This is a genomic window from Streptomyces sp. NPDC085937, assembly GCF_044540535.1.
In the GTDB taxonomy this organism is placed as follows: domain Bacteria; phylum Actinomycetota; class Actinomycetes; order Streptomycetales; family Streptomycetaceae; genus Streptomyces.
Genome location: NZ_JBITSH010000023.1, coordinates 61,423 through 84,606 on the forward strand (window position 1 = coordinate 61,423; position 23,184 = coordinate 84,606).

At 71.2% G+C, this 23,184-nt stretch carries 24 protein-coding genes and 2 pseudogenes; 15 read left to right on the plus strand and 11 right to left on the minus strand.

Annotated elements, in window-relative coordinates:
• Positions 1-4: 4 nt before the first annotated feature.
• Positions 5-281, plus strand: a pseudogene (locus tag ACIF8S_RS31910) (hypothetical protein); the annotation flags it as partial.
• 258 nt (positions 282-539) lie between these two features.
• Here ACIF8S_RS31910 and ACIF8S_RS31915 read toward each other — a convergent pair.
• Positions 540-1,037 carry a peptidoglycan-binding domain-containing protein gene (locus ACIF8S_RS31915; protein WP_400003857.1) on the minus strand — a complete coding sequence of 166 codons (498 nt, stop codon included), beginning with the start codon at positions 1,035-1,037 and terminating at the stop codon, positions 540-542.
• Positions 1,038-1,308: 271 nt separating this feature from the next.
• On the opposite strand from ACIF8S_RS31915, the gene ACIF8S_RS31920 reads away from it, so the two are divergent.
• Complete coding sequence (locus ACIF8S_RS31920; protein ID WP_400003859.1) at positions 1,309-2,271, plus strand: helix-turn-helix domain-containing protein; 963 nt, start codon at positions 1,309-1,311, stop codon at positions 2,269-2,271.
• A 112-nt stretch (positions 2,272-2,383) separates the two neighbouring features.
• On the opposite strand, the gene ACIF8S_RS31925 is transcribed toward ACIF8S_RS31920, so the two are convergent.
• On the minus strand, positions 2,384-3,595 hold the full coding sequence (locus ACIF8S_RS31925; RefSeq protein WP_400003861.1) for an MFS transporter: 1,212 nt from the start codon (positions 3,593-3,595) through the stop codon (positions 2,384-2,386).
• A 90-nt stretch (positions 3,596-3,685) separates the two neighbouring features.
• Between ACIF8S_RS31925 and ACIF8S_RS31930 the strand changes: the two genes are divergently transcribed.
• A complete protein-coding gene (locus ACIF8S_RS31930; RefSeq protein ID WP_400003863.1) occupies positions 3,686-4,447 on the plus strand; it encodes a DeoR/GlpR family DNA-binding transcription regulator in 762 nt (253 codons plus the stop codon).
• Between the two features lie 381 nt (positions 4,448-4,828).
• Positions 4,829-5,500 carry a hypothetical protein gene (locus ACIF8S_RS31935; RefSeq protein ID WP_400003865.1) on the plus strand — a complete coding sequence of 224 codons (672 nt, stop codon included), beginning with the start codon at positions 4,829-4,831 and terminating at the stop codon, positions 5,498-5,500.
• A 292-nt stretch (positions 5,501-5,792) separates the two neighbouring features.
• On the opposite strand, the gene ACIF8S_RS31940 is transcribed toward ACIF8S_RS31935, so the two are convergent.
• The 3 genes from ACIF8S_RS31940 to ACIF8S_RS31950 are packed head-to-tail and all read right to left on the minus strand — an operon-like array spanning position 5,793 to position 8,028.
• On the minus strand, positions 5,793-6,656 hold the full coding sequence (locus ACIF8S_RS31940) for a DUF1963 domain-containing protein (protein WP_400003867.1): 864 nt from the start codon (positions 6,654-6,656) through the stop codon (positions 5,793-5,795).
• A gap of 56 nt (positions 6,657-6,712) precedes the next feature.
• Positions 6,713-7,564, minus strand: a complete 852-nt coding sequence (locus ACIF8S_RS31945; protein WP_400003869.1) for an RCC1 domain-containing protein — start codon at positions 7,562-7,564, stop codon at positions 6,713-6,715.
• A 41-nt stretch (positions 7,565-7,605) separates the two neighbouring features.
• On the minus strand, positions 7,606-8,028 hold the full coding sequence (locus ACIF8S_RS31950; RefSeq protein ID WP_400003871.1) for a DUF6223 family protein: 423 nt from the start codon (positions 8,026-8,028) through the stop codon (positions 7,606-7,608).
• Between the two features lie 177 nt (positions 8,029-8,205).
• Between ACIF8S_RS31950 and ACIF8S_RS31955 the strand changes: the two genes are divergently transcribed.
• Entirely contained in the window at positions 8,206-9,336 is a 1,131-nt protein-coding gene (locus ACIF8S_RS31955) for a sensor histidine kinase (RefSeq protein WP_400003873.1), read from the plus strand.
• Positions 9,333-9,995 carry a response regulator gene (locus ACIF8S_RS31960; protein WP_400003875.1) on the plus strand — a complete coding sequence of 221 codons (663 nt, stop codon included), beginning with the start codon at positions 9,333-9,335 and terminating at the stop codon, positions 9,993-9,995. The genes ACIF8S_RS31955 and ACIF8S_RS31960 overlap by 4 nt, the downstream gene beginning before the upstream one ends.
• Positions 9,996-10,080: 85 nt before the next feature.
• Here ACIF8S_RS31960 and ACIF8S_RS31965 read toward each other — a convergent pair whose 3' ends face one another.
• Positions 10,081-10,734: an MBL fold metallo-hydrolase gene (locus ACIF8S_RS31965; RefSeq protein ID WP_400003876.1), complete on the minus strand. Its 654-nt coding sequence runs from the start codon at positions 10,732-10,734 to the stop codon at positions 10,081-10,083.
• Positions 10,735-10,875: 141 nt separating this feature from the next.
• Here ACIF8S_RS31965 and ACIF8S_RS31970 point away from each other — a divergent pair, with 141 nt between their 5' ends.
• From ACIF8S_RS31970 to ACIF8S_RS31985, 4 genes are all read left to right on the plus strand, one after another.
• On the plus strand, positions 10,876-11,301 hold the full coding sequence (locus tag ACIF8S_RS31970) for a MarR family winged helix-turn-helix transcriptional regulator (protein ID WP_400003878.1): 426 nt from the start codon (positions 10,876-10,878) through the stop codon (positions 11,299-11,301).
• A gap of 74 nt (positions 11,302-11,375) precedes the next feature.
• On the plus strand, positions 11,376-11,717 hold the full coding sequence (locus ACIF8S_RS31975) for a PadR family transcriptional regulator (RefSeq protein WP_349796077.1): 342 nt from the start codon (positions 11,376-11,378) through the stop codon (positions 11,715-11,717).
• Positions 11,714-12,487, plus strand: coding sequence for a hypothetical protein (locus ACIF8S_RS31980; RefSeq protein ID WP_400003880.1), 774 nt, complete (start codon positions 11,714-11,716; stop codon positions 12,485-12,487). Before ACIF8S_RS31975 ends, ACIF8S_RS31980 begins: the two co-directional genes overlap by 4 nt.
• 168 nt (positions 12,488-12,655) lie before the next feature.
• On the plus strand, positions 12,656-13,513 hold the full coding sequence (locus ACIF8S_RS31985; RefSeq protein ID WP_400003882.1) for a DUF4184 family protein: 858 nt from the start codon (positions 12,656-12,658) through the stop codon (positions 13,511-13,513).
• Between the two features lie 67 nt (positions 13,514-13,580).
• On the opposite strand, the gene abc-f is transcribed toward ACIF8S_RS31985, so the two are convergent.
• Positions 13,581-15,239, minus strand: a complete 1,659-nt coding sequence (gene abc-f, locus ACIF8S_RS31990; protein WP_400003884.1) for a ribosomal protection-like ABC-F family protein — start codon at positions 15,237-15,239, stop codon at positions 13,581-13,583.
• Between the two features lie 269 nt (positions 15,240-15,508).
• Here abc-f and ACIF8S_RS31995 point away from each other — a divergent pair, with 269 nt between their 5' ends.
• A complete protein-coding gene (locus ACIF8S_RS31995; protein ID WP_400003886.1) occupies positions 15,509-16,054 on the plus strand; it encodes a TetR/AcrR family transcriptional regulator in 546 nt (181 codons plus the stop codon).
• A 93-nt stretch (positions 16,055-16,147) separates the two neighbouring features.
• On the opposite strand, the pseudogene ACIF8S_RS32000 reads toward ACIF8S_RS31995, so the two are convergent.
• Positions 16,148-16,375 (minus strand): annotated as a pseudogene (locus ACIF8S_RS32000) (hypothetical protein); the annotation flags it as partial.
• A 38-nt stretch (positions 16,376-16,413) separates the two neighbouring features.
• Between ACIF8S_RS32000 and ACIF8S_RS32005 the strand changes: the two are divergent.
• The 3 genes from ACIF8S_RS32005 (at position 16,414) to sigJ (ending at position 19,863) form a co-directional block, all read left to right on the plus strand.
• Positions 16,414-17,919: an FAD-dependent monooxygenase gene (locus tag ACIF8S_RS32005; RefSeq protein ID WP_400003888.1), complete on the plus strand. Its 1,506-nt coding sequence runs from the start codon at positions 16,414-16,416 to the stop codon at positions 17,917-17,919.
• A 163-nt stretch (positions 17,920-18,082) separates the two neighbouring features.
• A complete protein-coding gene (locus ACIF8S_RS32010; protein ID WP_400003890.1) occupies positions 18,083-18,817 on the plus strand; it encodes an SDR family oxidoreductase in 735 nt (244 codons plus the stop codon).
• A gap of 77 nt (positions 18,818-18,894) precedes the next feature.
• Positions 18,895-19,863, plus strand: a complete 969-nt coding sequence (sigJ, locus tag ACIF8S_RS32015; RefSeq protein ID WP_400003891.1) for an RNA polymerase sigma factor SigJ — start codon at positions 18,895-18,897, stop codon at positions 19,861-19,863.
• Between the two features lie 124 nt (positions 19,864-19,987).
• Here the strand turns inward: sigJ and ACIF8S_RS32020 are convergent, their stop codons facing one another.
• The 3 genes from ACIF8S_RS32020 to ACIF8S_RS32030 form a co-directional block, all read right to left on the minus strand.
• Entirely contained in the window at positions 19,988-20,284 is a 297-nt protein-coding gene (locus ACIF8S_RS32020; RefSeq protein WP_349796093.1) for a hypothetical protein, read from the minus strand.
• A gap of 84 nt (positions 20,285-20,368) precedes the next feature.
• Positions 20,369-20,599, minus strand: a complete 231-nt coding sequence (locus ACIF8S_RS32025) for a hypothetical protein (protein ID WP_400003893.1) — start codon at positions 20,597-20,599, stop codon at positions 20,369-20,371.
• 185 nt (positions 20,600-20,784) lie between these two features.
• Positions 20,785-20,979 (minus strand): hypothetical protein, encoded by a 195-nt coding sequence (locus ACIF8S_RS32030; protein WP_400003895.1) that lies wholly within the window; start codon positions 20,977-20,979, stop codon positions 20,785-20,787.
• 66 nt (positions 20,980-21,045) lie between these two features.
• Here ACIF8S_RS32030 and ACIF8S_RS32035 point away from each other — a divergent pair, with 66 nt between their 5' ends.
• The gene (locus ACIF8S_RS32035; RefSeq protein WP_400003896.1) at positions 21,046-22,983 is read left to right on the plus strand and encodes a glycerophosphodiester phosphodiesterase; all 1,938 of its coding nucleotides are present in this window, start codon (positions 21,046-21,048) and stop codon (positions 22,981-22,983) included.
• Positions 22,984-23,184 lie beyond the last annotated feature (201 nt).

Sequence of the window (23,184 nt, forward strand, 5' to 3'; positions counted from 1 at the left end):
GGATGGCCGGGGCGGCACGCGCCTGCAGGACGTGTGGGCCGCGCAAGGGCCACGCACCCTGAACGGCTTCACCTGCAACGGGTTCCCCAACCTGCTGCGACTGGGCGGCACACAGAGCGCCCCCAGCGTCAACTTCACCCACGTCCTGGACGGAAGGACGCGGTCGTCGGGACAGCCCGAGTGCCTACCCCCACGGCGCGTTCGCCTTCCACGAACTCCTCGCGCGGCGGCGGGAGACGTCCATGGACGAGGTCCTCCGGCCGGCGCACCCGGCCCCGTAGCGCTTCGCCAGGCTCCGGTCGGCTCTGGGTTCACTCCGGCCGGTTCCCGGGCGCGGGTCGTCCAGCACGACGCCTTCCCGGTCGGAGCGGCCGACGGCCTTTCCTTGGGCGACGTCCCCGCCCGGCGCCTGGTTCCGCGCGCCAGGTCGGCACGAGGCGGGCTCGTACCGTCGGCGTCGTCGTGTTCCGGACATGGGTGCGGCGCGCCCGTGCGCCGGGCGCGCCGCGTGTCGGCGGACGGCGTTCAGCCCGTCGCGGTCAGAGTGTCGACGGGTTGGTGCACTGGTTCAGGAGGGCGCCCCGGTCGTAGTAGTGGGGCCACTTCATCTTCTTGCGGGTCTGAGGACCGTAGACGCCGTCGGCCTCGGCGGAGAGCCCGAGCCGGTTCTTCTGGAGCCATCTGACGGCCTCGACCGTGCCGGTGCCGTAGTCGCCGTCGATGCCACCGGAGTTGTGGATGCGCTGGGAGGCCCAGGTGCCGGGGTAGCAGATGGTGATGGCCTGTTGCAGTGCCTCCACCGCCGACTCGGCGCCGACGAGGTAACCCAGGTAGCAGTTGAGGCCGTTGCCCGAGCGGGCGGGGATCCTGTAGTCGTTGCCGGCGCCGAGCGTCGGCACATCGCGCCACGAGGTCGTGTTGCAGGGGCCGTAGGCGGCGTGGGCCGGCGCGGTCATCATCGGGCTGGCCGTCATGCCGACGGCGGAGAGGAGTGCCACCGCCCCCAACACGCCGAACCGGGCATGACGTGTGGTCATTTCTCGTCGCACGGTGCAACCTTTCTGTTCGGTGACGTCGTCTCAGCGACTGGTCCGGCCATGGACCTTAGGTTCGCCGGGGGCGGCGGGCTGTGTTGTTCGTGCAGGGAAGCTTGTCGGTCGTGCACGGCCGGGCACATCGGTACCGCTGCGGGCAGGGTGATCTGTGCGTGCGGTTTCGCGAGCCGTGGGTGCGAGGGGGACGGATGGGAGCAAGGACCGCGACGGTGCCGGTGCGGGCGCGTCACCGGAGCGGGCGGGGGTCAGCGGCATGAGCCCTGTTCTGGACACGGCCTTCGTGCCGCCGCGTGACCGGGAGGAAGTGGTCCGGCACGCGGTGTGGGAATCCGTGGTGGCGGTCGACATCGACCACGGGCCGCCGGCCGAGGACATGTCCGTGCGCATCGGACTGGGTACCGTCGGCCCGCTGCGGATCTGCTCGGCGCGGGCGACCGCGGTGACCATCCGCCGTACGGCTCCGCAAGCCCGGCGGGACGACGAGGAACCGGCTGTCTTCCTCGGTCTCCAGGTCTCGGGCACCAGCCTGGTGGCGCAGAGGGGCCGCGAATGCGTGCTGAGGGAGGGCGAGTTCGCCGTCTACGAGTCGGTCGCACCGTACACGCTGCTCTTCGAGGAGGGGGTGGACCACCACTTCCTGCGGTTCCCCCGCTCGGCGCTCGCGCTGCCCGACCGGCTGCTGCGGGACACCGGCGCGCTGGCCCTGGGCCCCGGCAACCCCGTCGCTCGCATCGCCTTCGACTACTTCTCCCGGCTCGCGACGGACGACGCGCTGCACCAGGGCGCGCACGCCGAGGCCGTCGTCGGACCGAGCGTCGAACTCCTTCGTGCCGTCCTGACCTCCCAGCGGGGTGAGACGGGCCTGGCCCGGGAGCCGATGGAGGCGACACTGAGCCTGCGGATCACCCGGTACATCCGCGAGCACCTGGCGGAGCGCGATCTGTCGGCGGCGCGGATCGCCGCCGCGCACGGCATCTCCGTACGACACCTCTACGCCGTGCTCTCCCGGTCGGGCATCAGCCTCGGCGACCATGTCCGCGCACGGCGCCTGGCCGAGTGCAGACGCGAACTGGCCGGTCCGCACGGCCGGTCGCGGACCATCGCCGCGACGGGCCGGCGGTGGGGCTTCGTGGACGCGACCCACTTCAGCAAGGTGTTCAAGCGCGCGTACGGGATGTCGCCCCGCGTCTGGCGCGACCTGCACCACCCGCGCTGAGTGCCGAGGCCCTGGTCGTGGTGACCGGCGGGAACACGGCGGCGTCCTTCACGATCAGTTGACTGCGGCAGGGGCTTGTGCGGCACGGGGTCAGGCCGTGCCGCACAAGCGGTCAGTGGCCGACGCCTGCCGTCTCGTTCCGTGGCACGGCGTCGGATGTCGTGCGCAGGACCCCGGCGCCCACGGCGGTGGTCACGCACAGCAGGGTCAGCAGGATGAAGGTGTGGTTGAGGGCGACGACGTGGGTCAGCCAGCCGATGACGGCGGGGCCGGCGAGCATGCCGACGTAGCCGAGTCCGGCGACGCGGGAGACGTTCGCACCGGCTGCCGCGGGGTCGGCGTGCCCGGCCGCGCTGAACAGCTGCGGGACAGTGCCGGACAGGCCCAGACCGAACAGCGCCCAGCCGGCGAACGCGGTCCACATCCACGGCCCGAGGGCCACGAGCGTGATGCCGACGGCGGCCGTGATCGCGCCGTGGCGCAGGACCGCCATGGATCCGAACCGGGTGACGACACGATCGGCAAGCAGACGGCCGATGGTCATGGCCGCCGCGAAGGTGCCGTAGGCGAAGGCGGCGGTGCTGGTGGACGCGCCGAGGACGTCCCGCAGGTGCAGCGCGCTCCAGTCGTTGGCCGCGCCCTCGCACAGCATGACCATCAGCGCCAGGACGGCGAGGAGCCAGACGCGTCGTCCGGCGCTGCGTCCTTCGACGGCCGGTGACACGTGCGTCTCCTCTTCGGAGCTGGTCTTCTCGGTCGTCGCGGGGGCGGCGGGCATCAGGGCGCGTACCGAGACCAGGGCGATCACGATGCTCACGGCTCCGATCGCGGCCATGGTGGCGACCGGGCTCACGCCGGCGCTCGTCGCCCCCGCCGCGACGAGCGCGGCGACGACTCCGCCGACGGAGAACGTGGCGTGGAAGCCCGACATGACGGGCCGGCCGTACGCCTTCTCCACGTGCACGGCGTGGGCGTTCAGGCTCACGTCCAGGCCGCCGTTGCAGGCGCCGAAGAGCAGCAGAGAACCCGCCAGGGTCCACGGATCGTGGGCGAGGCCCGGCAGCACGAGGGACGCGCCGCACAGCACGGCGGTGGCCGGGACCACGACGCGCGCGCCGAGGCGGTCGGTCAGAGGACCGGCCACCTGCATCCCGGCGAAGGCGCCGAGCCCGAGCAGGACGAGCAGGCCGCCCAGCGTCGCGTGGCTGATGCCGACCCGCTCCTCGACGGCCGGGATGTGCACCACCCAGGCGCCCATCAGGGTGCCGCACAACACGAAATAGACATACGTCGCCACACGGGCGCCGAGAAGCGAGCGTTCCATACCGCTCACCGTAACGAACACGGCGCATGTTCGGTAGATCAGTTAACGAACATCTTGAGTGTTCGTTCCCGAGTGGTGTTCAATTCCGGCATGAGCAACGCAGACCGGCACGGGTTGATCACGAAGGTCGTCAGGGACTCCGGTGGTGCCACGGTCCAGCAGCTCGCGGAGCTGACCGGAGCCTCGGAGATGACCATCCGGCGCGACCTCGACACCCTGGCCGCCCAGGGCGTCCTCGAACGCGTCCGAGGCGGGGCACGGAGCCTGCTGCTCAGGGGCGAGGAGCCCCCGTTCGCCCTGCGCGCCCACGACGCGGTCGACAGCAAGCGCCGGATCGCCGCCAAGGTCTCCGCCCTCATCGCCGACGGCGAGAGCGTCCTGCTGGACAGCGGCACGACGTGTCTGGAGGTCGCCCGGCTCCTGCGTGAGCGGCCCGTGACCGTGATGCCGCTGTCCCTCCAGGCCATCCACCTGTTCGGGGCGACGCCCGGTCCGGCCACTCTGGTGCTGCCCGGCGGTCAGCCTCGCGCCGCCGAAGGAGCCCTCACCGGCCCCCTCACTCTCGCCTCCTTGGCCGCACTGCGTTTCGACACCGCCGTCATCGGCTGCTGCGGTCTGAGCGCGGCCGACGGTCTGACCGCCTACGACCTCGACGACGCCGCGGTGAAGAAGGCGGGCATCGCCTCCGCCCGCCGCACCCTGGTCGCGTCGGACGGCAGCAAGGTGGGCCACACCGCCTTCGCCTACGTCGGCCCCTCGACCCTCCTGCACACCCTCGTCACCGACGACACCGCACCCGCCGACGAGGTGGCGGCACTCGAGGACGCGGGCACCATCGTCACCACCGCCTGACCTCAGCTCCTGCTGTCGCGTGAGGCTTCCGCAGACGTCGTCCGTGCCGTGTCTCCGGAGAAGCAGCCGGCGTACGAGTCGACGTCGGACAAGGGGCGTCTGCAGGTGGCCGGCTGCGACCCGGAGGCTGTCGGCACGGCAACCGCCCGCGTCGCCCGCGACGTCGTCCGCGGTGCCCTCCTGCGGACCGTCGGGCGGTGCTGCACGTGTCCGCCGTCGCCGACCCCGACGGCCGCATGCGGCCGATTCGCGGCGGAGTGGCAGCGGGACTGACGGACGTGGGGCACCAAGCCGCGTTCACAGACGACAAGGGCGCGTGCTTGAGTGCTTGGCTGCATCAACTCCGTTGGGCAATTCGACCGGAGTATGGATCATGGAGCCGTGACGAAGTGGACGAAGAAGGCGGCTCCGCTCGAGCAGTCGGAGCGTGAGCCCGAGCTTTCGGCGTACCAGCGAGCGATGCGGGACCGGCTTCTCGCGGCTCCCGTGGTGCCCGCGCCCGAACCCTGGCGGCCCGTCTTCGAGTGCGCATACGGCGTTCCAATCGGCGGACTGATCGGGATCGGCTTCGCGACGCATCCCGACAGCGGCCACGATCTGGTGATGGTCGTCTCTCACGACGGTCACGGTCTCTTCGACGCCGTCACGGGGGAGAAGATCGCCAGGGACCGCGACCCCGGCCCCGAGGACAGCACCCCCGACGGGGCCGCCGATCTGTCCTGCCCAGGGCTGGGGCCGATAGCCGGGAGCCGCGTGCGCATCGCGGGGCTCTTCGGTGGAGGGCTGCACACCACCACCGGGGACGGATGGTCGCTGGAGGTCGTCACCCCGGCCTGGCCGAACGAGCGTGTCCTGCTGTCCCTCGACGGCGGACTGCCCCACGCGGGTCCGCACGGAGAGCGGTGGTGGCACATCTTCCACTCGGACTACTCCACATTCCGCACAGCCGGCTTCTCGCCTTCCGGACGCACCATCGCCGTGGCGACGAGCAGCGACCTCTCCCTGTGGACGCGCGGGCCGGCCGACACCCTCTCCGGTAGTACCCGCGCCTGACTTCCGGACAGCACTGGGACGAAGCGAGTCACACATCGAACTGGTTCCGCTCGACCGCGGCATCGGCCGGCGGGGCGAGGCCGCTGCGGCGTCGAGCCAGATCGTGGAAGCTCGTTGATCGTGCGGCCACCGCGCGGCCCCGGCCGTCCGGCCCGCTTCCCGGGACGCGGGCCGGACGGCAGTCGGGCCACCGGGTCCTGCGACAGCGTCGAGGCAGGTGCCGGTGCGTCGGGCGACGGTTCCTGCCGACGGACGCGGACGCGGTCGGCAGGACGGGCGGCACGTCGCGCCGTCAGGGGTTCCAGTAGACCGTGACGAAGGCCCGGTCGAAGCGTCGTGCCGCCAGGTCCTCGCGCTGGATCACCCAGTGGACGGTGGAACCCTCGTACCGCGCCACGTCCTCACCGGCGAACCAGTCGGCGAGCAGCACCCAGTCCGCGGGGTCGGCCGAGACCGGTCCCTCCCAACTGCCCGACTCCACCGCCTGCGTGACGGTTGACACGGCGACCTCCACCGGGTCGACGTAAACGGCCTCCTCGTCCGCGTAACCGCCGAGCTGCATCGGCCCGTCGGTGGCGATGTCGTCCTGCGTGTCCTCCCAGACGCTGACGAGCTCTTCGGCACGGGGGTGTCCCGGGACAAGCACAGAGCGCCGCTGCCCGGGAGGGGTGAGGTGCGTGTGGTACGGGAGCGACACGTCGACCCGCGCGCGCAGCGGCCCCTGAGGGTAACTGTCGAACATGGCCCGGTACTCGTCGACGTCTCCCGGATTCCAGGACTCGTGCTTGTCCCGCTCCGTGACGGGCGCGCCCTCGGGCACGTACACCACCTGGCCCGCGGACTCGGGGTATTCGCTCTCGGGCCAGGCGAAGAAGAGCAAGCGCCCGTCGCGTGGCAGGGGCAGGTCCGTCCCGTCGGCCGGAAGGGCCGCGAGGTCGATGGAGGCGACGAAGGGGGCCCCGGGGGTGGGCATGTCGGCGGGGAGTTCGAGCGGGCCGCCGAACCGGCCCACAACGGGTTCCGGCCCGTCCTCGCGTGTCAGGGTCACGCACGGGCGAGCGGTTGCCAGCCACCGCTCCACGTCGTCGGCCGGTATGCCTTGCGCCAGCGCCTTGTCACTGAAGGGGCGCAAACGGTCTCGCAGTTCAGTGTTCACGGGCGGACTCTAGGGGACGGCTCCGACAACGGCCTTGCCCCGTGTGGCCACGGCCGTCACGGGAGGCGGATTTCGGACCAGGCGTCGACGTCGCACTGTCCGTCGGCATTGTTCCCCGCGCTCACCACTGTGCCGTCGGCGCGCAGGCCGAGGGTGTGCGTGGAACCGGCCGTCACAGCCACGACGTCGGACCAACCGCCGACCTCGCACTGGCCGTCATGGTTGTGGCCCACTGCGAGGACTCCCCCGGACGCGGTGACCCCGACGGTGTGGTGACTGCCCGCGTCGAGTGCCACCACGTCCTCCCAGTCGTCGACCGCACACGCCCCGCTTGCCCGCTCTCCGGTCGCCACCGCCCGCCCGTCGGCCCGGAGCCCGACGGTATGGAGACATCCGGCCGCGACGGCGGTCAGGTCACGCCACCCCTCGACGGCACATTGCCCGCGTCGGTTGTTCCCGGCGGCCAGTGCGGAACCGTCCGCCGTGACACCGACCGAGTGCCAGTCACCACACGACACGGCGACCACCTCGGTCCACGACCGCACGTCGCACTGGCCTTCCGTAGGTCGGCCGACTGCCAGCACACGACCGTTCTCCAGAAGTCCGAGCGTGCGGCGCCAGCCCGCGGCCACAGCCACGACCCCTCGCCACCGGGCGACATCGCACTGCCCGTCGCCGTCCCACCCCGTCGCCAGCACGGTGCCGTCCGACCGGAGACCCACCGTGTGCGACTTGCCGGTGTTCGACGCGGTATGAACGTTGCCGGCTGCCACCGCGACGACGTCTTGCCACTGCCCGACACGGCATTCGGCGGCCGCGGAGTTGCCCACCGCGAGAACGGTTCCGTCACCGCGCCGTCCGACCGAATGACGCCTCCCGGCCGCCAACACCGACGAGTGAGCGAGCATTTCGCCTCCGTGCACGCGAGTCCACGACATGGGTTCGCACCCTACGTCGTCGCCCCTGAGCGGCAGCGGATCAGGGCCCGCCGACCGACGAATACGGCGCCCAGCCCCAGCGGCACGGCCACGACGGCGCCGACGAGTCCGTTACCGGTACCGGGACCGCCGCTCGCGGTGGCCAGGTGCAGCACCGCCAGAACCGTGCCGAGCGCTCCCATCGCGATGGCCGCCATCCCGCCCGCGCGCACGTTGCCGCCACTGACGCGGCGGCCGGCGCGGGTCAGGGCAAGCCAGCCGACGGCCAGCCCGATCGCGCCGACTGCGAGAGCCAAGTTCGCCCCTGTCCTCCCGTCACCGATGATCCCGCCCTCGGCGGCCGCCACCAGTGCCGCTGAAGCACCCATGTCGCTCCCCTCCCTGCTCTTCAGATCCTCGGTCGCCGCTTCCGACGATCGATGCAGTCCGAGCATGCGCGTCGGCCTTCCTTCCGGTCGTCCAGCAGACGGAGGCACTTCGCACCCCCGCCGCTGCGGCATCCGGATACCGCAGCGGTGGCACGAGGGGAGGCCCCCTACCGCACACGCGGTAGCCGACCGCTCGTCCTTGAGCCGGACTCCCCCACAGCGGCGTCCCGCTACGGTGCGCCCATGGACAAAGGACGGTTCGCTGTCCCGGCCGAAGTCACCCAATGGGCGACCGCGTTGGGCGTGGCGGCGCTGCTGCTGGGCACGGGGCTGTCCGCGCCCCACCCGTCGGGAGTGCGCGAACTGCTCGGCTCGGCACTGCTGGCGGCCGGTGGGCTGGTCCTGGCCGCGCGCCGACGGGCGCCGCTCGTGGTCCTGGCCGTCACCGGGCTGTGCGCGGTGGGCTGGCTGGCATCGGGGTTCCACGCGCTCGCCGTCTCCTACCTGGTGGCGGTCCACAGCGCGGTACGTGCCGGGCACCGCACCGTCACGCTGGCCGTCTCCGCAGGCCTCCTCGTCGCACTCCACCTCACCGCCCTGGCCTTCCACGACGGGAACCTGCGCGAGATCATGGGGCAGGCCCGGAGCACCCTGGAGATCGCCTGGCTGATCGCCGCCATCGCCGCCGGGGAAGCGGTGCGGCAAGCCGAACGGCGGGCCGACGAAGCCGAACGCACACGTGAGGAGACCGCGCGCCGCCGGGCCGACGACGAGCGGCTGCGCATCGCCCGGGAACTGCACGACTCCCTCACCCACCAGATCTCCGTCATCAAGGTGCAGTCCGAGGTCGCCGTCCATGTGGCCAGGCGTCGCGGCGAGCAGGTGCCGGAGGCGCTGCTCGCGATCCAGGAAGCCGGCCGGGAAGCGAGCCGGGAGCTGCGGGCGACCCTTGAGGTGCTGCGCGACGACGACACCGCCCCGCCGCACGGACTCGACCATGTGAACGACCTGGTCAAACGCTTCCACGGACCCGACTTGGAGACGACCCTCACGGTCGAGGGACGTCCGCACGAGGTGCCGGCCGCGGTGGGCCGAGCCGCTTACCGGATCGTTCAGGAGTCGCTCACCAACGTCACCAGGCACGCCGCGGCGACCACTGCCTCGGTGCTCATCGACCATCGGACACCGGGCGTGCTCGCCATCCGCGTCGACGACAACGGGAAGGCCGCCGCGCGCCCCGTACCGACGCCCGGTCTCGGGCTGCTCGGCATGCGCGAACGGGTCACAGCGCTGGGGGGCCGTCTGCGCGCCGAGCCGCGTGACACGGGCGGCTTCACCGTCCAGGCCGAACTGCCCACGGACGGAGCTCAGTGATCCGGGTCCTGCTTGTCGACGACCAGCCGCTCATCCGCAGCGGCTTCCGCGCGCTGCTCGACCTCGAGGACGACATCGAGGTGGTGGCGGAGGCCGCCGACGGCCGGGAGTGCTTGGCACTCGTCGAGGAGCACCAACCTGACGTCGCTCTCGTCGACATCCAGATGCCCGTCATGGACGGCATCGAGGCGACCCGGCGCATTGCCGCGGATCCGGCCCTGGCTGGCGTCCATGTCGTCATGCTGACCAACTACGGCATGGACGAGTACGTCTTCGAGGCGCTGCGCGCCGGTGCCGCCGGCTTCCTGGTCAAGGACATCCTGCCGGAGGACTTCCTGCACGCCGTACGCGTCGCCGCCCGCGGTGACGCCTTGCTCGCGCCCTCCCTCACCCGCCGGCTCATCGGCCGTTACGTCACCCAGCATCCGCCCGCCCGCATCGGCAGCGCCCTGGTGAGTCTGACCGCCCGTGAACGCGAGGCGGTCGCCCTGGCCGCGCACGGTCTGTCCAACGACGAGATCGCCGGCCGCCTGGTCATCAGCCCGGCAACCGCCAAGACCCACATCAACCGAGCCATGGCCAAGCTCCACGCCCGCGACCGCGCCCAACTCGTGGTCCTTGCCTATCAAAGCGGGCTGGTGACTCCGCGGGGCACCTGACGCCGCACACCGCGCTGCGGTGAAGGTAGGCCATGACGTCTGCGCGTGCGGTCATGGGCCGGCGTCTTTGCCCGCGGGGTGCTGATCAGACGTCGTGCAGCTGGACGGTGGTACCGGGCTCGACGCGCTCGACCGGGATGCCGGTCAGGCCCTTCTCTCCGAGAAGCGTGGCGGTGGAGTGCCGGCCGAGGTCGCTGAGCATGAGTTCGTGGATCTGGATGACCCGCTCGGGCTTGACCGTGCGGACGAAGTCGGCGGCTTCGCCGAGCTTCGTCCAGGGGCCGCTGGTCGGCAGCAACAGCGTGCGCACCGAGGCGTCGGGCGCGAAGTAGGCGTCGCCGGGGTGATAGACGGCTCCGTCGTCGATGAGGTAACCGACGTTGTCGGGGCACGGGATGTCGGCATGGATCTGCGCGTGGCGGTGGCCGTGGACGGTGACGGTGAGGGAACCGACGCCGAAGGTGTCACCTGCGCTGACGGCGTGGACGCGCCCGTCGTGGCTGCCGAGGGTGGCCGCGACCGTGGCCGTGCCGTAGACCTGCAGGCCGGGCTGGGCCTCGAGGGCCGCGGCGACGAGTTTCTCGTCGAAGTGGTCGAAGTGTTCGTGGGTGATCAGGACGGCGTGAGCCTGGCTGACGGCCTCCGCCGCGTCCGGCGTGAGGGTGCCGGGGTCGATGACCAGGCGGGTGCCGTCCTTGTCCAGGGCGACGCAGGCGTGGGCGTGCTTGGTGAGCTTCATGGTGGGTTCTTTCCGAGCTCCGACAACGTTCTACAACCAAACTGTACAGTACGGCTGTAGACAGCCGACCCCGGAGACCCCCGTCCGACATGCAGCCAAGCTGTACAGTTCGGTTGATCAATCCAGATATGCTCTGGCCTTGTGGATGACAAGCAGCTGGCTGAGGAACTGCGTCTGACGATCGGGCAGCTCGTACGCAGCGTGCGCGCTGCCGACACGATGCCGCCCGGCGAGGCCGCCATCCTGGGCTACCTGGACCGCAGCGGCCCGCTGACCACCGCGGACGTCGCACAACAGCGTGGGGTCAGTCACCAGTCGGCTGCCAAGGCGGTCAAAGAGCTGCTGGCCCGGGGCCTTGTGCGCGCCGAGGCACACCCCAGCGACGGGCGCAAGGTGCTGCTCCACCTGACGTCCACGGGACGTGACCGTCTGGCCGAAGAGCGCCAACGGCGTGCCGACTGGCTCGGCACCGCGATCGACGGTGCCCTCAGTCCGGGTGAACGCAGGACGCTGGAGGCGGCGTTGCCTCTGCTGTCACGGCTCGCCTCACACCTGGCCGGCAACTAGTCCACGCCTCGATTGTTCCGGGGACCGGTCCGAGCTCGTTGTCCATGGGACGCGGAGCGGCATATGTTGGCCGGATGAGCGAGCGCCCGCTGCAGGAGCCGACCCTGCTGATCCTCACGGCACTGGCCGACCGGCCCCGCCACGGCTACGCCGTCACGCAGGAGGTGAAGGCGCTGTCCGAGGGCCGTGTCGTCCTGCGCACCGGCACGCTCTACGGCGCCCTCGACCGTCTCCTGAAGGACGGCCTGATCGAAGTGCACCGCGAGGAGATCGTCGACGGGCGGGCCCGGAAGGTCTACGCCCTCGCGCCGCCCGGGCGGGAGACCCTGTCGGCGGCGGCCGAGCGGATGGCGGCGACGGCCCGCGAGGCCACCCGCCGGCTCGGGATCTCCGGCCGCACGGTGCCACAGGGGTGATCGGTCCGGTCCTGCGTCTGTATCCGCGGCGGTACCGGCTCGAGGCCGGGGAGGAGATCCTCGCCGTGTACCGGGAGTCGGTGGCCGGCGCCGGCGCCGTGGAGCGCGTCAGGGAGGTTGCCGACATCGCCGGGCACGCCCTGCGGATGCGGCTCGGGGTGAGTTCCGCGACCGGCGCCGGACGCCTGCTGGCGGAGGCGGCCCCGCAGGTCGCCGGTGTGGCGGCGGCCTACTGCGGACTGCACGTGAGTCGCTGGTACGTGGCGGGGTCCCTGTCGCCCGCCTTCCCGCCCTTCGAGGCCGATACCTGGACCGTGCGGCTGTTCGCGTCCGCGCTGGTGGCCGTCGGTGCCGTCACCGCACTGACGAGCACGTGGCGCGCGGGGGCGTGCGCGACGGCCGTCGGACTGGTGGTTCTGGCGGTCGCGACCGTCGTCAGCGGGCCCGACTTCGGCGATCCCGTGGTCACGCCCGTCATGGCGCTGCTCGCGGCGCTGGCCCTGGCGTCCGCCCCTCCCGACCTGCCGCCCGACGCGCGGGCCCGGGCCACGGCGGGGGTCGTGGCCGCCGTGGTGTGGCTGCCCGTCACCTTGCTGTACGCCGGCTTCCTGCCGGTGAGCACGGACTACGGCCTGTGGCCGCTGCTGGTCCTCGCGGCCTCCGGTGTCGGACGCGCCCTGCGGCACCGGTCACTCAGTCTCACCGCCACGGCCGCGACAGCCGTCGCCTGCCCACTGTTCCTCGCCTACGCCCACACGGTCGGCCCCTGAGCGCCCCTCCCCCACGGGTCCGGAACGCCACCGCTCCACGTGCTCCGGACCCTGCACTGCCCGCATAGTCAGTTGAACGACATATACTCTTGAGCGTCCTGTCAGAATCCGGGACGTCCAGCTCGCGTGCCCGCCACCCGGACGCGCCGACACCGGGGTGATCACTCGATGCCGTTCACGCTCTCCCACCCGGCCGCCGTACTGCCGTTGCTCCGCCTCCCGTTCTCACCGGCCGCCCTGGTCTGCGGGTCCCTGGCTCCGGACGTGCCGTACTTCCTCGGCACGGCCGGTATTCCGGTCAGCGCGCAGTCCTGGTACGAGCCGCTCCTCAACGCCACCACGTCCCACCAGGTGTCCGGCATCGGCGTGCCGACGGTGTTCGGAGCGCTGCTGTTGACGGCGTACGCGCTGGTGCGACGGCCGATGGCAGCCCTGCTGCCGACGGGGCTTTCCCCCGCCGACGGGTACGGACACGGACATGGGCGCGTCGGGGGCGTAGGGCGGGTGGTCCGGGTCCTGTTGTCGCTCGTGACCGGCATCATCACCCACCTCGTATGGGACTCCTTCACCCACGCCGACGGGTATCTGGTGACTCACCTCGGCGTCCTGCGATCCGATCTGGCCGGCGACGTCACGGTGGCTCGCGCCCTGCAGCACCTGAGCACCGCCGTGGGTCTCCTGGCCGTCGCGCTCTTCCTGTGGCGCAGGTCGCGCGGCGCCTCGACGGGGCGCGGCGTCGGGCGGGACACCCTGTCCAGGACCACCCGCCGCGCTTTGGCCGCCGCCCTGTCCGTCGCCGTTCTGGCCGGTGCCGCGGTCAACACGGCTCCCTTCTCCGACTACCGGGGAGGTCCTGGCCCGGCCGACCGGAACGGCACACGGGACGTGACGGAGGCGGTCCTGTCGGACTGGGTGACGGGCGGCGGCGCCGCTCTGGCCTGCGCGGTCCTGGCGTACGCCGGGGGGTGGTGGGTGCACAGAGCACTGCGCCGCACCACCGCCCGCCGGCCGGCGCTCGCAGAGTGAGGCGCGGGCCAGGCAGAACGTGCGGCGCACCCTCGTGGTGAGCAGGTCCCGTCACGCGTCGTCGGGGTCAGCCGGTCGGTGGTGCGGTTGTGTCGCGTGCGGGCAGGGTCAGACGGGTGCCTGTCCAACTGCTGCGGAGGCGGCGGTCGTGGGAGACGAGCAGGATCGTGCCGGGATAGTCGGCCAGGGCTTGTTCCAGGTCCTCGACGAGGGCCGGGGAGAGGTGGTTGGTGGGTTCGTCCAGGAGGAGGACGTCGCTGGGGCGGCTGAGCAGGCGGGCGAGTGCGAGGCGCCGGCGCTGGCCGGTGGACAGTTCGGTGACGCAGGCCGTGAGGCGTTCGGAGGTGAACAGGCCGAGTGCGAGGAGGCGTTCGGCGTGATCGTCGGGGTGGCCGGGGAGGCCGCGGGCGTAGGCCCCCAGTACCGTCTCCCCCGGCCTGCCCGGTGCCGGCTCCTGCGGGAGGTGGCCGATCCGGCCTCGGCGGGTGATCTGGCCGGTGTCCGGGGTGAGCCGGCCGACCAGGACTCGCAGCAAGGTGCTCTTGCCGGTGCCGTTGGCTCCGGTGATCAGGAGGCGGTCCCCGGCCTTGACGGTGAGGTCGGTGCGGGCGAGACGGCCGGTGACGGTGACGCCGGACGCCTCCAGGACGGTGCCGGGAAAGCGACGGCCTGCCGCGGGTGGGGTGGGGGTGAAGCGCAGTGGCTCGGGCGGCTTCGGCACCGGGTCGGCGAGCAGGCGGCGCAGGCGTTCCTCCGCGTTGCGGATCCTGCCGGCCACGGACTGCTGGACGCGGCCGGCGGCACGGTCGTACGCCATCTTGTTGCCGTCCTTCATCGCGCGCCCGGGGGCGACCCGGCGGGCGGTGACCGCGGCAGCTTCCCGTTGTGCGGCCACGTCCGCCTCCCAGTCGGCGTGGTCCTGTTCCCAGCGCCGGCGGGCGGCGGCCTTCTCGGCGAGGTAGCCGGTGTAGCCGTTGCCGTAGCGGGTGACGGTGCGGCGGTCGGCGTCGACCTCGAGGAGGGTGGTCGTGACGCGGTCGAGGAAGGTGCGGTCGTGGGACACCGCGACCGTGGTGCCGGGTCGGGTGCGCAGGTGGTCCTCGAGCCAGGTCAGGGCGTGGTCGTCGAGGTGGTTGGTCGGCTCGTCCAGCAGCAGCACCTCGGGGGACGCGGCCAGGAGTGCGGCCAGGCGGAGGCGGACCTGTTCGCCGCCGGAGAGGTCGCCGATGGCGCGGTCGCGGGGCAGGTGGCCCAGGCCCAGGCCGTGCAGGGCGCGGTCGACACGGGCGTCGGCCTCGTAGCCGCCGCGCAGTTCGAATGCGGTGAGCAGGTCGCCGTACTCGGCCATCACGCGGGAGACGCCGCTCGGGGTGTCGTCGCCGGGGCTGTCGTGGGTGGCCATGACGGCCTCCAGGTGGCGCATGCGGGCCTGCATGGCGCGCAGGTCGCTCAAGGCGTCGTCGACGGCCTGCTGGACGGTGTGGTGGGCGGGCAGGCGTGCGTCCTGCGGGAGGTGGCCGATACCGCCGTCCGCCTGCACGGTGACGGTGCCGCTGTCGGGCTGTTCGGCGCCGGCCAGCACGCGGAGGAGCGTGGTCTTGCCGGAGCCGTTCTCCCCGATGATGCCGGTGCGTTCGCCTGTGGTGAGGGTGCAGGTGACCGCGTCAAGGACGAGGCGGCCGTTGTACGACTTCGAGACGGAACGGGCGGTGATCTGCGTGGGCAAGGGAGGTCTCCTGGACGTTCGGGGGACGGACGGCCGCCGTGGCGGGCCGGCGGGTCGGGTGAGCGTCCGGGAAGAGCATCTCCACATCCTTACTGCGACAACAGTTGCATTAAGATGCTGTCATGACGGCAGGGGGCGCGGCAAGCGCAAAATTCGGAACGGCCGACGAGACCGCTGATGGGGCCGCCGACGGGGCCGGGAGGATCGGCCGGGTCGGCGGGACCGTGGTGCGGCGGCCTGGCGGGCGTAGTGCGCGGATCCGGGAGCACGTGCTGGGTGCGGTACGCGAGTTGCTGGTCGAGCAGGGGTTCGACGCGTTGAGTGTGGACGCGGTCGCCGAGCAGGCCGCCGTGCACCGCACGACCGTCTACCGGCGCTGGCGCGACGTGGGCGGACTCCTCGCCGACGTCCTCGACGCCGCCGGCAGCGACGGCTGGCAGCCGCCCGACACCGGCTCCCTCGAAGACGACCTGGCCGCCCTCAACGCCGAGGTGGAGGCCGGCCTCACCGATGAACCTGTCACCGCCGCGCTGATCGCCGCTTCCTTCCGCTCCCCCGAGGCGGCTTCGGCTCTTCAGCGGTTCTGGGAGGACCGGTACGCGCGGTGCGCGGTCGTGGTGGAACGGAGTGTGGCGCGGGGCGAGTGCCCTGTGGGGACGTGTTCGCGGAGGGTGCTCGTCGCGTCCACGGCACCGGTCTATCAGCAGATCCTGCTCATGCGGGGTGGCAACGATCCCCTCCTCGCCCGACAGGCGGCGCGTGGCGTGGCGCTGGCCGCGGCGGGCGGGGCGTTCGTCGACGGGCGGGAGGGGTAGCGCACTGCGCGACGACGGAGACGGCGCCTTTCCCCCTTGGGCGGCGGACGAAGGAGTCGGCCAGGCAGGCGAGCCGGCGAAATGTCACGGTGCTCAGCAGCCCGCTTCGGCGGTCTTCCGTGGGTCGTCCGCCGGGATGCGGGCAGTCAGCCGCCGTACCTGCTCCTCCACGGGAACGTCCAGGGTGACGATCAACTCGCACGGGTAGTGCTGCACGGTGGGTGCGAGCCAGGCCGTGATTTCCTCGGGGTGCAGTTCCGCGGCAGGCGGGAAGCGCAGCACGTAGCGGGTGAGCGCCAGGCCCACAGATGTTGACCCACATGCGTTGACCCACGACCGTTGGCGATGGGGAGGTCACCATGAACGGCACCGACACCGGCGAGGGCACCAGCCAGGCGGGGAGCCACACGCATCAGGTGGTCGTCGTCGGCGCCGGCCCCACCGGACTCCTCCTGGCAGGTGACCTCGCTGAATCAGGCGTCGCCGTCACCCTGCTGGAGAAGCGCCCGCGCAAGATCAGCAACCTCTCCCGCGCCTTCGGCGTGCACGCCCGCACCCTTGAGCAGCTCGACGCCCGCGGGCTCGCCGACGACCTGCTCGCCACCGGCAGCACCATCACCCGGCTCCGCCTCTTCCGCCGCCTTTCCCTCGACCTGAGCACGCTCCCCTCCCGCTTCCCGTTCCTCCTGATCACTCCCCAGTACGAGGTCGAGCGCCTGCTGGAGCGCCGGGCGCAGCGGCTCGGTGTCCGGTTCCAGTACGAGAACGAGCTCCTCGCGCTGCGGCAGGACGCCGACGGCGTCGACATCGACGTCCGCAACGGAGACGGATCGACCGTCACCCACCGTGCCGCCTACGTCGTCGGCACGGACGGCCACCACAGCGCCGTGCGCCGGGCGGTCGGCCAGCCCTTCCCCGGCGTCTCCGTCATCACCTCCCTGTTCCTCGCGGACGTCCGGCTCGCCGAGAAGCCCGAGACCGTGCTGACCGTCGACGGGGCGGGCGACGTGTTCGCGATGATCGTCTCGTTCGGCGACGGCTGGTACCGGGTGATGGGCTGGGACCGCCGCCACGAGGTCCCCGACGACGCACCGCTCGATCTCGCCGAGGTCAAGGACGTCACCCGACGCGCCCTGGGCACCGACTACGGCATGCACGGCGCCCGCTGGCTCTCCCGCTTCCACAGCGACGAACGCCAGGCACCCGCGTACCGGGTCGGGCGGGTCTTCCTCGCCGGCGACGCCGCGCACATCCACTCGCCGGCCGGCGGGCAGGGCATGAACACCGGCCTGCAGGACGCGGCCAACCTCGGCTGGAAGCTCGCGGCCGTCGTCACGGGGCAGGCGTCCGACAGCCTCCTCGACACCTACCAGGCCGAACGACACCCGGTCGGCAAGGCGGTTCTGCGCAGCAGCGGCGGTCTCGTCCGGCTGGCCCGGGCGCAGAACCCGGCTCTGCGCGCGGTACGCGCCGTCGTCTCGGCCTTCGTCAACGCCGCCGCGCCCGCCCGGGCCAAGGCGCTGGCCCAGCTCACCGGCATCGGTTACCGCTACCCCGCCCCGCGTGGCGCCCACCGCCTCGTCGGAACCAGGGCCCCGGATGTCGGCCTCGGCAGCGGTCAGCGCCTGTACGAGACGCTGCGTGGTGGCCGCTTCGTCCTCATCACCCCGCGCTCCCCGCACCCTCGGCCCGGCGCGGCCCCGGACGCTGACGGCGACTCCCTGCCGGTCGTCGAGCACTGGGCCGGCGACCGTCGTACCGCCGTGCTCGTCCGCCCCGACGGTTACGTCGCCTGGGCAGCGGACGACGCCAATACCGACGTCCTGGAGACCGCCCTGGCCTCGCGATTCCCCACCGTCGACTGATCGTCGAGGCCCATGAAAGACCCGTGAGCCTCTGGTCGCCGCACGACACACGTCCCCCACCACACGACCAGGATCGACGATCAGGAGTTCGCCTCACACTTTTCCGGCCTGCGTCGTCATGTTGGCGAGGGCAGCGACTGGCGCCCCGGAACGGAGTGAGGAAATGAAGGTTTTCATCGCTGGTGGGCGCGGCCGTGTGGGGTCCCGCCTCGCTGACCGCCTGGAGGCCAAGGACATCGAGGTGGTCTCAGGCGGGCTGGAGGACGGAATCGATGTGATCTCGGGTCGGGGGCTCGCCGAGGCCCTCGTCGGGGTCGACACCGTCGTGAACGTCCTCAACACCCCCCGCTTCGATGCGGAGGGGGCGATCTCGTTCTTCGAGGGAGCGATCAGCAACCTGACCGCGGAGGGCGAGCAGGCAGGTGTACGTCATCACATCGTGCTCTCCATCGTCGGCGTCGGGGAAGGGGACGCGTCCGACATCGGGTACTACCTCGGCAAGGTGGCGCAGGAGAAGGCGGTGCGATCCGCTTCCATCCCCGCCACCATCATTCGGGCCACTCAGTTCCAGAGCTACATTCCAATCCTCATCGACCAGCACACTGTGGACGGGAAGGTCCTCGCTCCGAGGTCGTTCATCCAGCCCGTCGAGCTGGACGAGGTCATCGACCTGCTCGTCGAGGCCGTCACGACGCTGGAGCCGGGAAGTGTGGTCGAGATCGCTGGACCCGATCGCTTTTACCACGACGACCTTTTCCGTGCCACTCTGGCCCATCGCGGGGACGATCGTGAGGTTGTGACCGTGGACGGACAGGGGCCTCTTGATGCCATGGTTCCGCGCGGCGCGCACCGGACAGGCGGCGTCCGGTACCCGATTTCGGGAATTCCCACCGTCTGAATGCGAAAATGGGAGACGGCCGTCTGCCTGTCGGCGATAGGCCAGGCGTGCCGCGCTCCACTGGGAAAGGGTGCCCCATGTCGGAAGATGTCCCTGCCGAATCAGCGAAGTTCGGAGGATCCGGGCATGATGAATCACAGGATCTCGATTCGGTCATGGCGGAGCGACATCGCCTGCTGTCGCTAGCGTTTCGCATGATGGGCACCCTGGCCGACGCCGAGGACGTCGTGCAGGAGACGTATGTGAGGTGGTATCGCCTTGAGCCCGAGGAACGCGACGAGATCGCCGTGCCTGCGGCATGGCTCATGCGCGTCGCGAGCCGCATCTCACTCGACCTGCTGGGTTCCGCGCGGGCGCGGCGTGAGACGTACGTCGGGCAGTGGCTGCCGGAGCCAGTACCGGCTGACCTCTTTTCCGACACGGCGAAACCGCTACTGAACTCCAGCAATCTGGCTATTGATCCTCTCGACCGTGTCACCCTCGATGACGCCGTCAGCATGGCATTGCTGACAGTCCTCGAGGCCATGACCCCTGCGGAGCGTGTGACGTTCGTACTGCATGATGTGTTCGGCGTCCCGTTCGACGAAATCGCTGGAATCGTAGGTCGCTCGGCCGCGGCGACAAGGCAATTGGCCACGTCCGCACGCCGCCACGTTCGACGAGGAAGGCGCGCGCAGGTTTCTCCGCACCAGCATGACGAGGTCGTTCGGGCGTTCCGTGATGCCGCAGTCGGAGGGCACATCGAGGACCTGCTCCGCGTGTTGGCTCCACATGTCGAACTACGGGTGGACGGCGGTGGCTTCGTCAATGCCGCACCACAGGTCATCCGTGGGTCGGATCATGTCGCCCGATGGTTCATGGGAGTGTTGCGCAAACAGCCAGCCCTCCGCCTTGAGCGACGCGAGACAGCTGACGGCCTCGGTTACGTCATTCGAGATGAGGAGCGCCGACACGGGCTGGCTACCTTCGACGTCAGTGATGAGTGCGTCACGCATGTGTGGCTGATGCTGAACCCGACGAAGCTGACGAATTGGTCACTCGACTAAGAGCTCGTCCCATTCGGTTGGGCAGGTCGAAATTCCCCTGACGCGATGACGATCACGTCAGGGGATGCGACAACGGGACGGCAGTACGGCACCGTACCGGCACACGCAGAAATGAACCACTGTCTCAGGCAGGGGCGTGGCGGCGGGTGCTCGACACGGCGTGCGGGGCGGCGTGGTGGACAGGACGGCCGGTGGCCGGGACCGCGACGCGTCGCAGGGAGACAGTCGCCGTGACGAACAGAGCGGTGAAGACGGCCAGGAGAAGGACGGAGACCCACATCTGCCGGCCGCCGGGAGCCTGCCAGCCGCTCCAGGCGGCGGAACCTGCCCACAACAGCATCGCCGCAGCGTAGAAGGAACGGATACGACGCAGCTGCCGCACTGCCCGCAGGAACTGAATGCGTTCGGTCTTCGGTGCCATGCGCCCCCGTGTACCCCCGAACGCTGAACCCATCAGGTCCAGGACGAGATCTTTCGGGGCGGATGCCACGGTCACCGCGGGGCATCACCGCAAGAGGGCGCCGAAGGCGGTGCGGGGCGGACGGGGACGCATCGACCACGCCGCGCACACCATGACAGGTACGGCGACGACGGGCACGGTCCACCACGGGATGCCGCTCCACACGGCCGGCAGCCCCGTGCCGAAACACACCCCGATGGCGGTGAACAGCAGCCGCCTGCCGTACGGCTCCCAGGTGAAGGGCTCCACGTCACGGGGTTTGGCCAGCCGCACCACGGGGGGCCCTCGCCCGTGTCGTCATCATGTGCCTCCTCGGCCTCAGCTTTCATCAGCGGCGAGCAGGCAGACCAGAAGGCCGAACGGCAGGTTGGAAGTGGGCGTTGCTGCCGAGTTCCGGCAACTCCAGCCAGGTGGCGCCCAGGCGGAGCGGGGACCCTCACTGTTTCGGCTGTTGTTACGGCCTACTCGACGGCATGTGTGTACAGCCAACGCGACAACCGGTGAGCCGAGTCGAACACATCCCACCGGTTGCTCGTGCTGTCGTTCGGGCCGCCGCCCTGGCCCTCCCCCACCGCGATGCCCTCCTCCATCGTGTCGAGGGGCGCGTGCGGCCGGCTCCAGAAGGAGATCGTCCGCGACACGACCGTTCGGACCACGAGCCGTCTCCTGGTGTTCATCCGCCCGGCCCGGCATGATCGCCGACGGTCCCTAACGTCCCCGCCATGCCACGTACTTCACTCATCTCCCCGTCGGCCCGCACCGCGCGACCACGGCATGCTCGGCGCTCTCGCGTCGCGCTCCTCACCTCCGTACTGCTCGCCGTGTCCCTTCCCACGATCGCCAGCGCCGAGGACTCGACCCCATCCGCCGAAGCCGACACGCCGGCAGGCCGGGTGGTCCTCTCCACCGACTTCTCCGGGGCCTCGCTGCCTCAGGGCTTCAAGGCCGTGGAGGGTGTCTGGCAGGTCAAGGACGGTCGGCTGTACGGCAGTTCCGCGAACGCCTCGCAGCTGAGCCGGATCACCTTCGGCGAACACCTCAACGACTTCCGGATCGAGGTCACCGCCCGCTTCGAGTCGGTCGTCGACGCCGCGCGCTGGACCGCCATGGGGCTCGACCTACCGGCGAGCGGAGCCGTCCCGTGGTCCGTCGCCACCATGCGGTCCGGGACCACCGCGGCCAACGGCCTGGAGTTCGCCCAGCGCACCCCGGCGAACGCCTGGAACGTCACCGACACCCACGCGGCGCCGGCCGCAGCGGGCACGGGCAAGGACGTGAAGATAGCCGCCGAAGTCCATGGCACCAAGGCCGTCTGGTACTTCGACGGCAAGGAGGTCATGCGGACCTCCAAGGTCACCCGCTCCGCCGACGGCGTCCAGGGCCTGCTCGTCAACGGGGCCTCGGTCTCCTACGACGATCTCACGGTGACCGAGCTTCCGCCGCAGAGCTACATCCGTGCGGCCGGGGCACCGCTGACCGTCGTCGCCCATCGCGGTGCCTCCTCGGCCGCCCCCGAGAACACCCTCGCGTCGCAGGAGATCGCCCGCCGGGGCGGTGCCGACTTCATCGAGAACGACGTCCAGCCCAGCAAGGACGGCGTGCCGTACGTCATCCACGACGGCACCGTGGACCGCACCACCGACGGCAGCGGTGCCGTCCGGTCGCTGACGTCCGCGCAGATCGACGCGCTCGACGCGGGCTCCTGGTTCGCGCCGCACTACAAGGGGGCGCGCGTCCCGACGCTGGCGGCTCAGCTGGACGACCTGCGCACGCGTGGCGGCGACCTTCTGCTGGAGATCAAGGGCGCGCACACGAAGGATGAGGTGGCCACCATCGTGGACACCATCCGCGACCACGGCATGACCGGACGCGTGTTCGTGCAGAGCTTCGAGGTGGACGCCCTGCGCTACACCCACGAACTCGCTCCCGATCTGCCGCTCGGCCTGCTGCGCAGCACCCTCGACGCCGACCCGGTCGCCATCGCGAAGGAATTGCACCTGGCCGCGTACAACCCGGAGGACGGCGCGCTCAGCAAGAAGCCGTCCGTCATCGCCGACCTGCACAAGGCCGGTGTGGCCGTGATGGTGTGGACCGTGGACTCCGCCGACCGCTGGAAGGCGTTGGAGAGCGCGGGTGTTGACGGCGTCATCACCAACCGGCCGACCGAGCTGAACGGATGGAACAGCGCGTTCCGGCAGAGTCAGGCGGTGCCCCCGGCCAAGCCCGCGGTCCGCATAACCTCCCCCGCCGCCGACGCCGTGCTGGACCGCGCGCAGTCGCCGGTGCCGACGGTGCAGAGCGACCGCAGCACGTCGGTGACGCTCACTCTGGACGGCCGTTCCGTCCCGGCCGGCAAGCCCCTGGAGCTGGCCACCCTCGCGGCCGGAGCGCACACCCTGCGCGCCGTGGCGTCAGGCGAGGGCGGCACCGCCGAGGACACGATGACCTTCACCCTCAAGGCCACACCGACCGGCCTGGCCCACCTCATCCTCACCTCGGGCGCCAAGGACTCCGCCGTCAGCTCGATGACGGCCATGCTCGGGCTCAAGCAGTACTCGCTGCTGGCGACGTGGGCGAAGGTGCAGTCGGGCAAGTCCCTGAGCAAGGAGCGGGCGGCGCTCATCGTCGAGGACGCCCGCGCCCTCGCCACCACCCGCTGACCCACCTCGTCCCACCCGACGGCCTTCGCGGGTGTGGGGCAGAGCTCTGACACTGGTGGTCCACTGGTCGTGGGGGGGGGGGGCCCCCCCCCACCCCCCCCCCCCCCCCCCCCCGGGGCGGCCCCCCCCGCCGCGCCCGGGCGCCCGCCCCGGGGGGGCCCCCGGACGGCCCCAGGCCGCCCCCCCGGGCGCGGGGCCCCC

Coding starts and splice junctions, on each gene's coding strand:
- ACIF8S_RS31945 (WP_400003869.1), bottom strand. CDS start 7,564: ATGCTCGCTCACTCGTCGGTGTTGGCGGCCGGGAGGCGTCATTCGGTC.
- ACIF8S_RS31920 (WP_400003859.1), top strand. CDS start 1,309: ATGAGCCCTGTTCTGGACACGGCCTTCGTGCCGCCGCGTGACCGGGAG.
- ACIF8S_RS32010 (WP_400003890.1), top strand. CDS start 18,083: ATGAAGGTTTTCATCGCTGGTGGGCGCGGCCGTGTGGGGTCCCGCCTC.
- ACIF8S_RS31985 (WP_400003882.1), top strand. CDS start 12,656: ATGCCGTTCACGCTCTCCCACCCGGCCGCCGTACTGCCGTTGCTCCGC.
- ACIF8S_RS32005 (WP_400003888.1), top strand. CDS start 16,414: ATGAACGGCACCGACACCGGCGAGGGCACCAGCCAGGCGGGGAGCCAC.
- ACIF8S_RS32020 (WP_349796093.1), bottom strand. CDS start 20,284: ATGGCACCGAAGACCGAACGCATTCAGTTCCTGCGGGCAGTGCGGCAG.
- ACIF8S_RS31950 (WP_400003871.1), bottom strand. CDS start 8,028: ATGCTCGGACTGCATCGATCGTCGGAAGCGGCGACCGAGGATCTGAAG.
- ACIF8S_RS31930 (WP_400003863.1), top strand. CDS start 3,686: ATGAGCAACGCAGACCGGCACGGGTTGATCACGAAGGTCGTCAGGGAC.
- ACIF8S_RS31955 (WP_400003873.1), top strand. CDS start 8,206: ATGGACAAAGGACGGTTCGCTGTCCCGGCCGAAGTCACCCAATGGGCG.
- ACIF8S_RS31975 (WP_349796077.1), top strand. CDS start 11,376: ATGAGCGAGCGCCCGCTGCAGGAGCCGACCCTGCTGATCCTCACGGCA.
- ACIF8S_RS31925 (WP_400003861.1), bottom strand. CDS start 3,595: ATGGAACGCTCGCTTCTCGGCGCCCGTGTGGCGACGTATGTCTATTTC.
- ACIF8S_RS32035 (WP_400003896.1), top strand. CDS start 21,046: ATGCCACGTACTTCACTCATCTCCCCGTCGGCCCGCACCGCGCGACCA.
- ACIF8S_RS31915 (WP_400003857.1), bottom strand. CDS start 1,037: ATGACCACACGTCATGCCCGGTTCGGCGTGTTGGGGGCGGTGGCACTC.
- ACIF8S_RS31965 (WP_400003876.1), bottom strand. CDS start 10,734: ATGAAGCTCACCAAGCACGCCCACGCCTGCGTCGCCCTGGACAAGGAC.
- sigJ (WP_400003891.1), top strand. CDS start 18,895: ATGTCGGAAGATGTCCCTGCCGAATCAGCGAAGTTCGGAGGATCCGGG.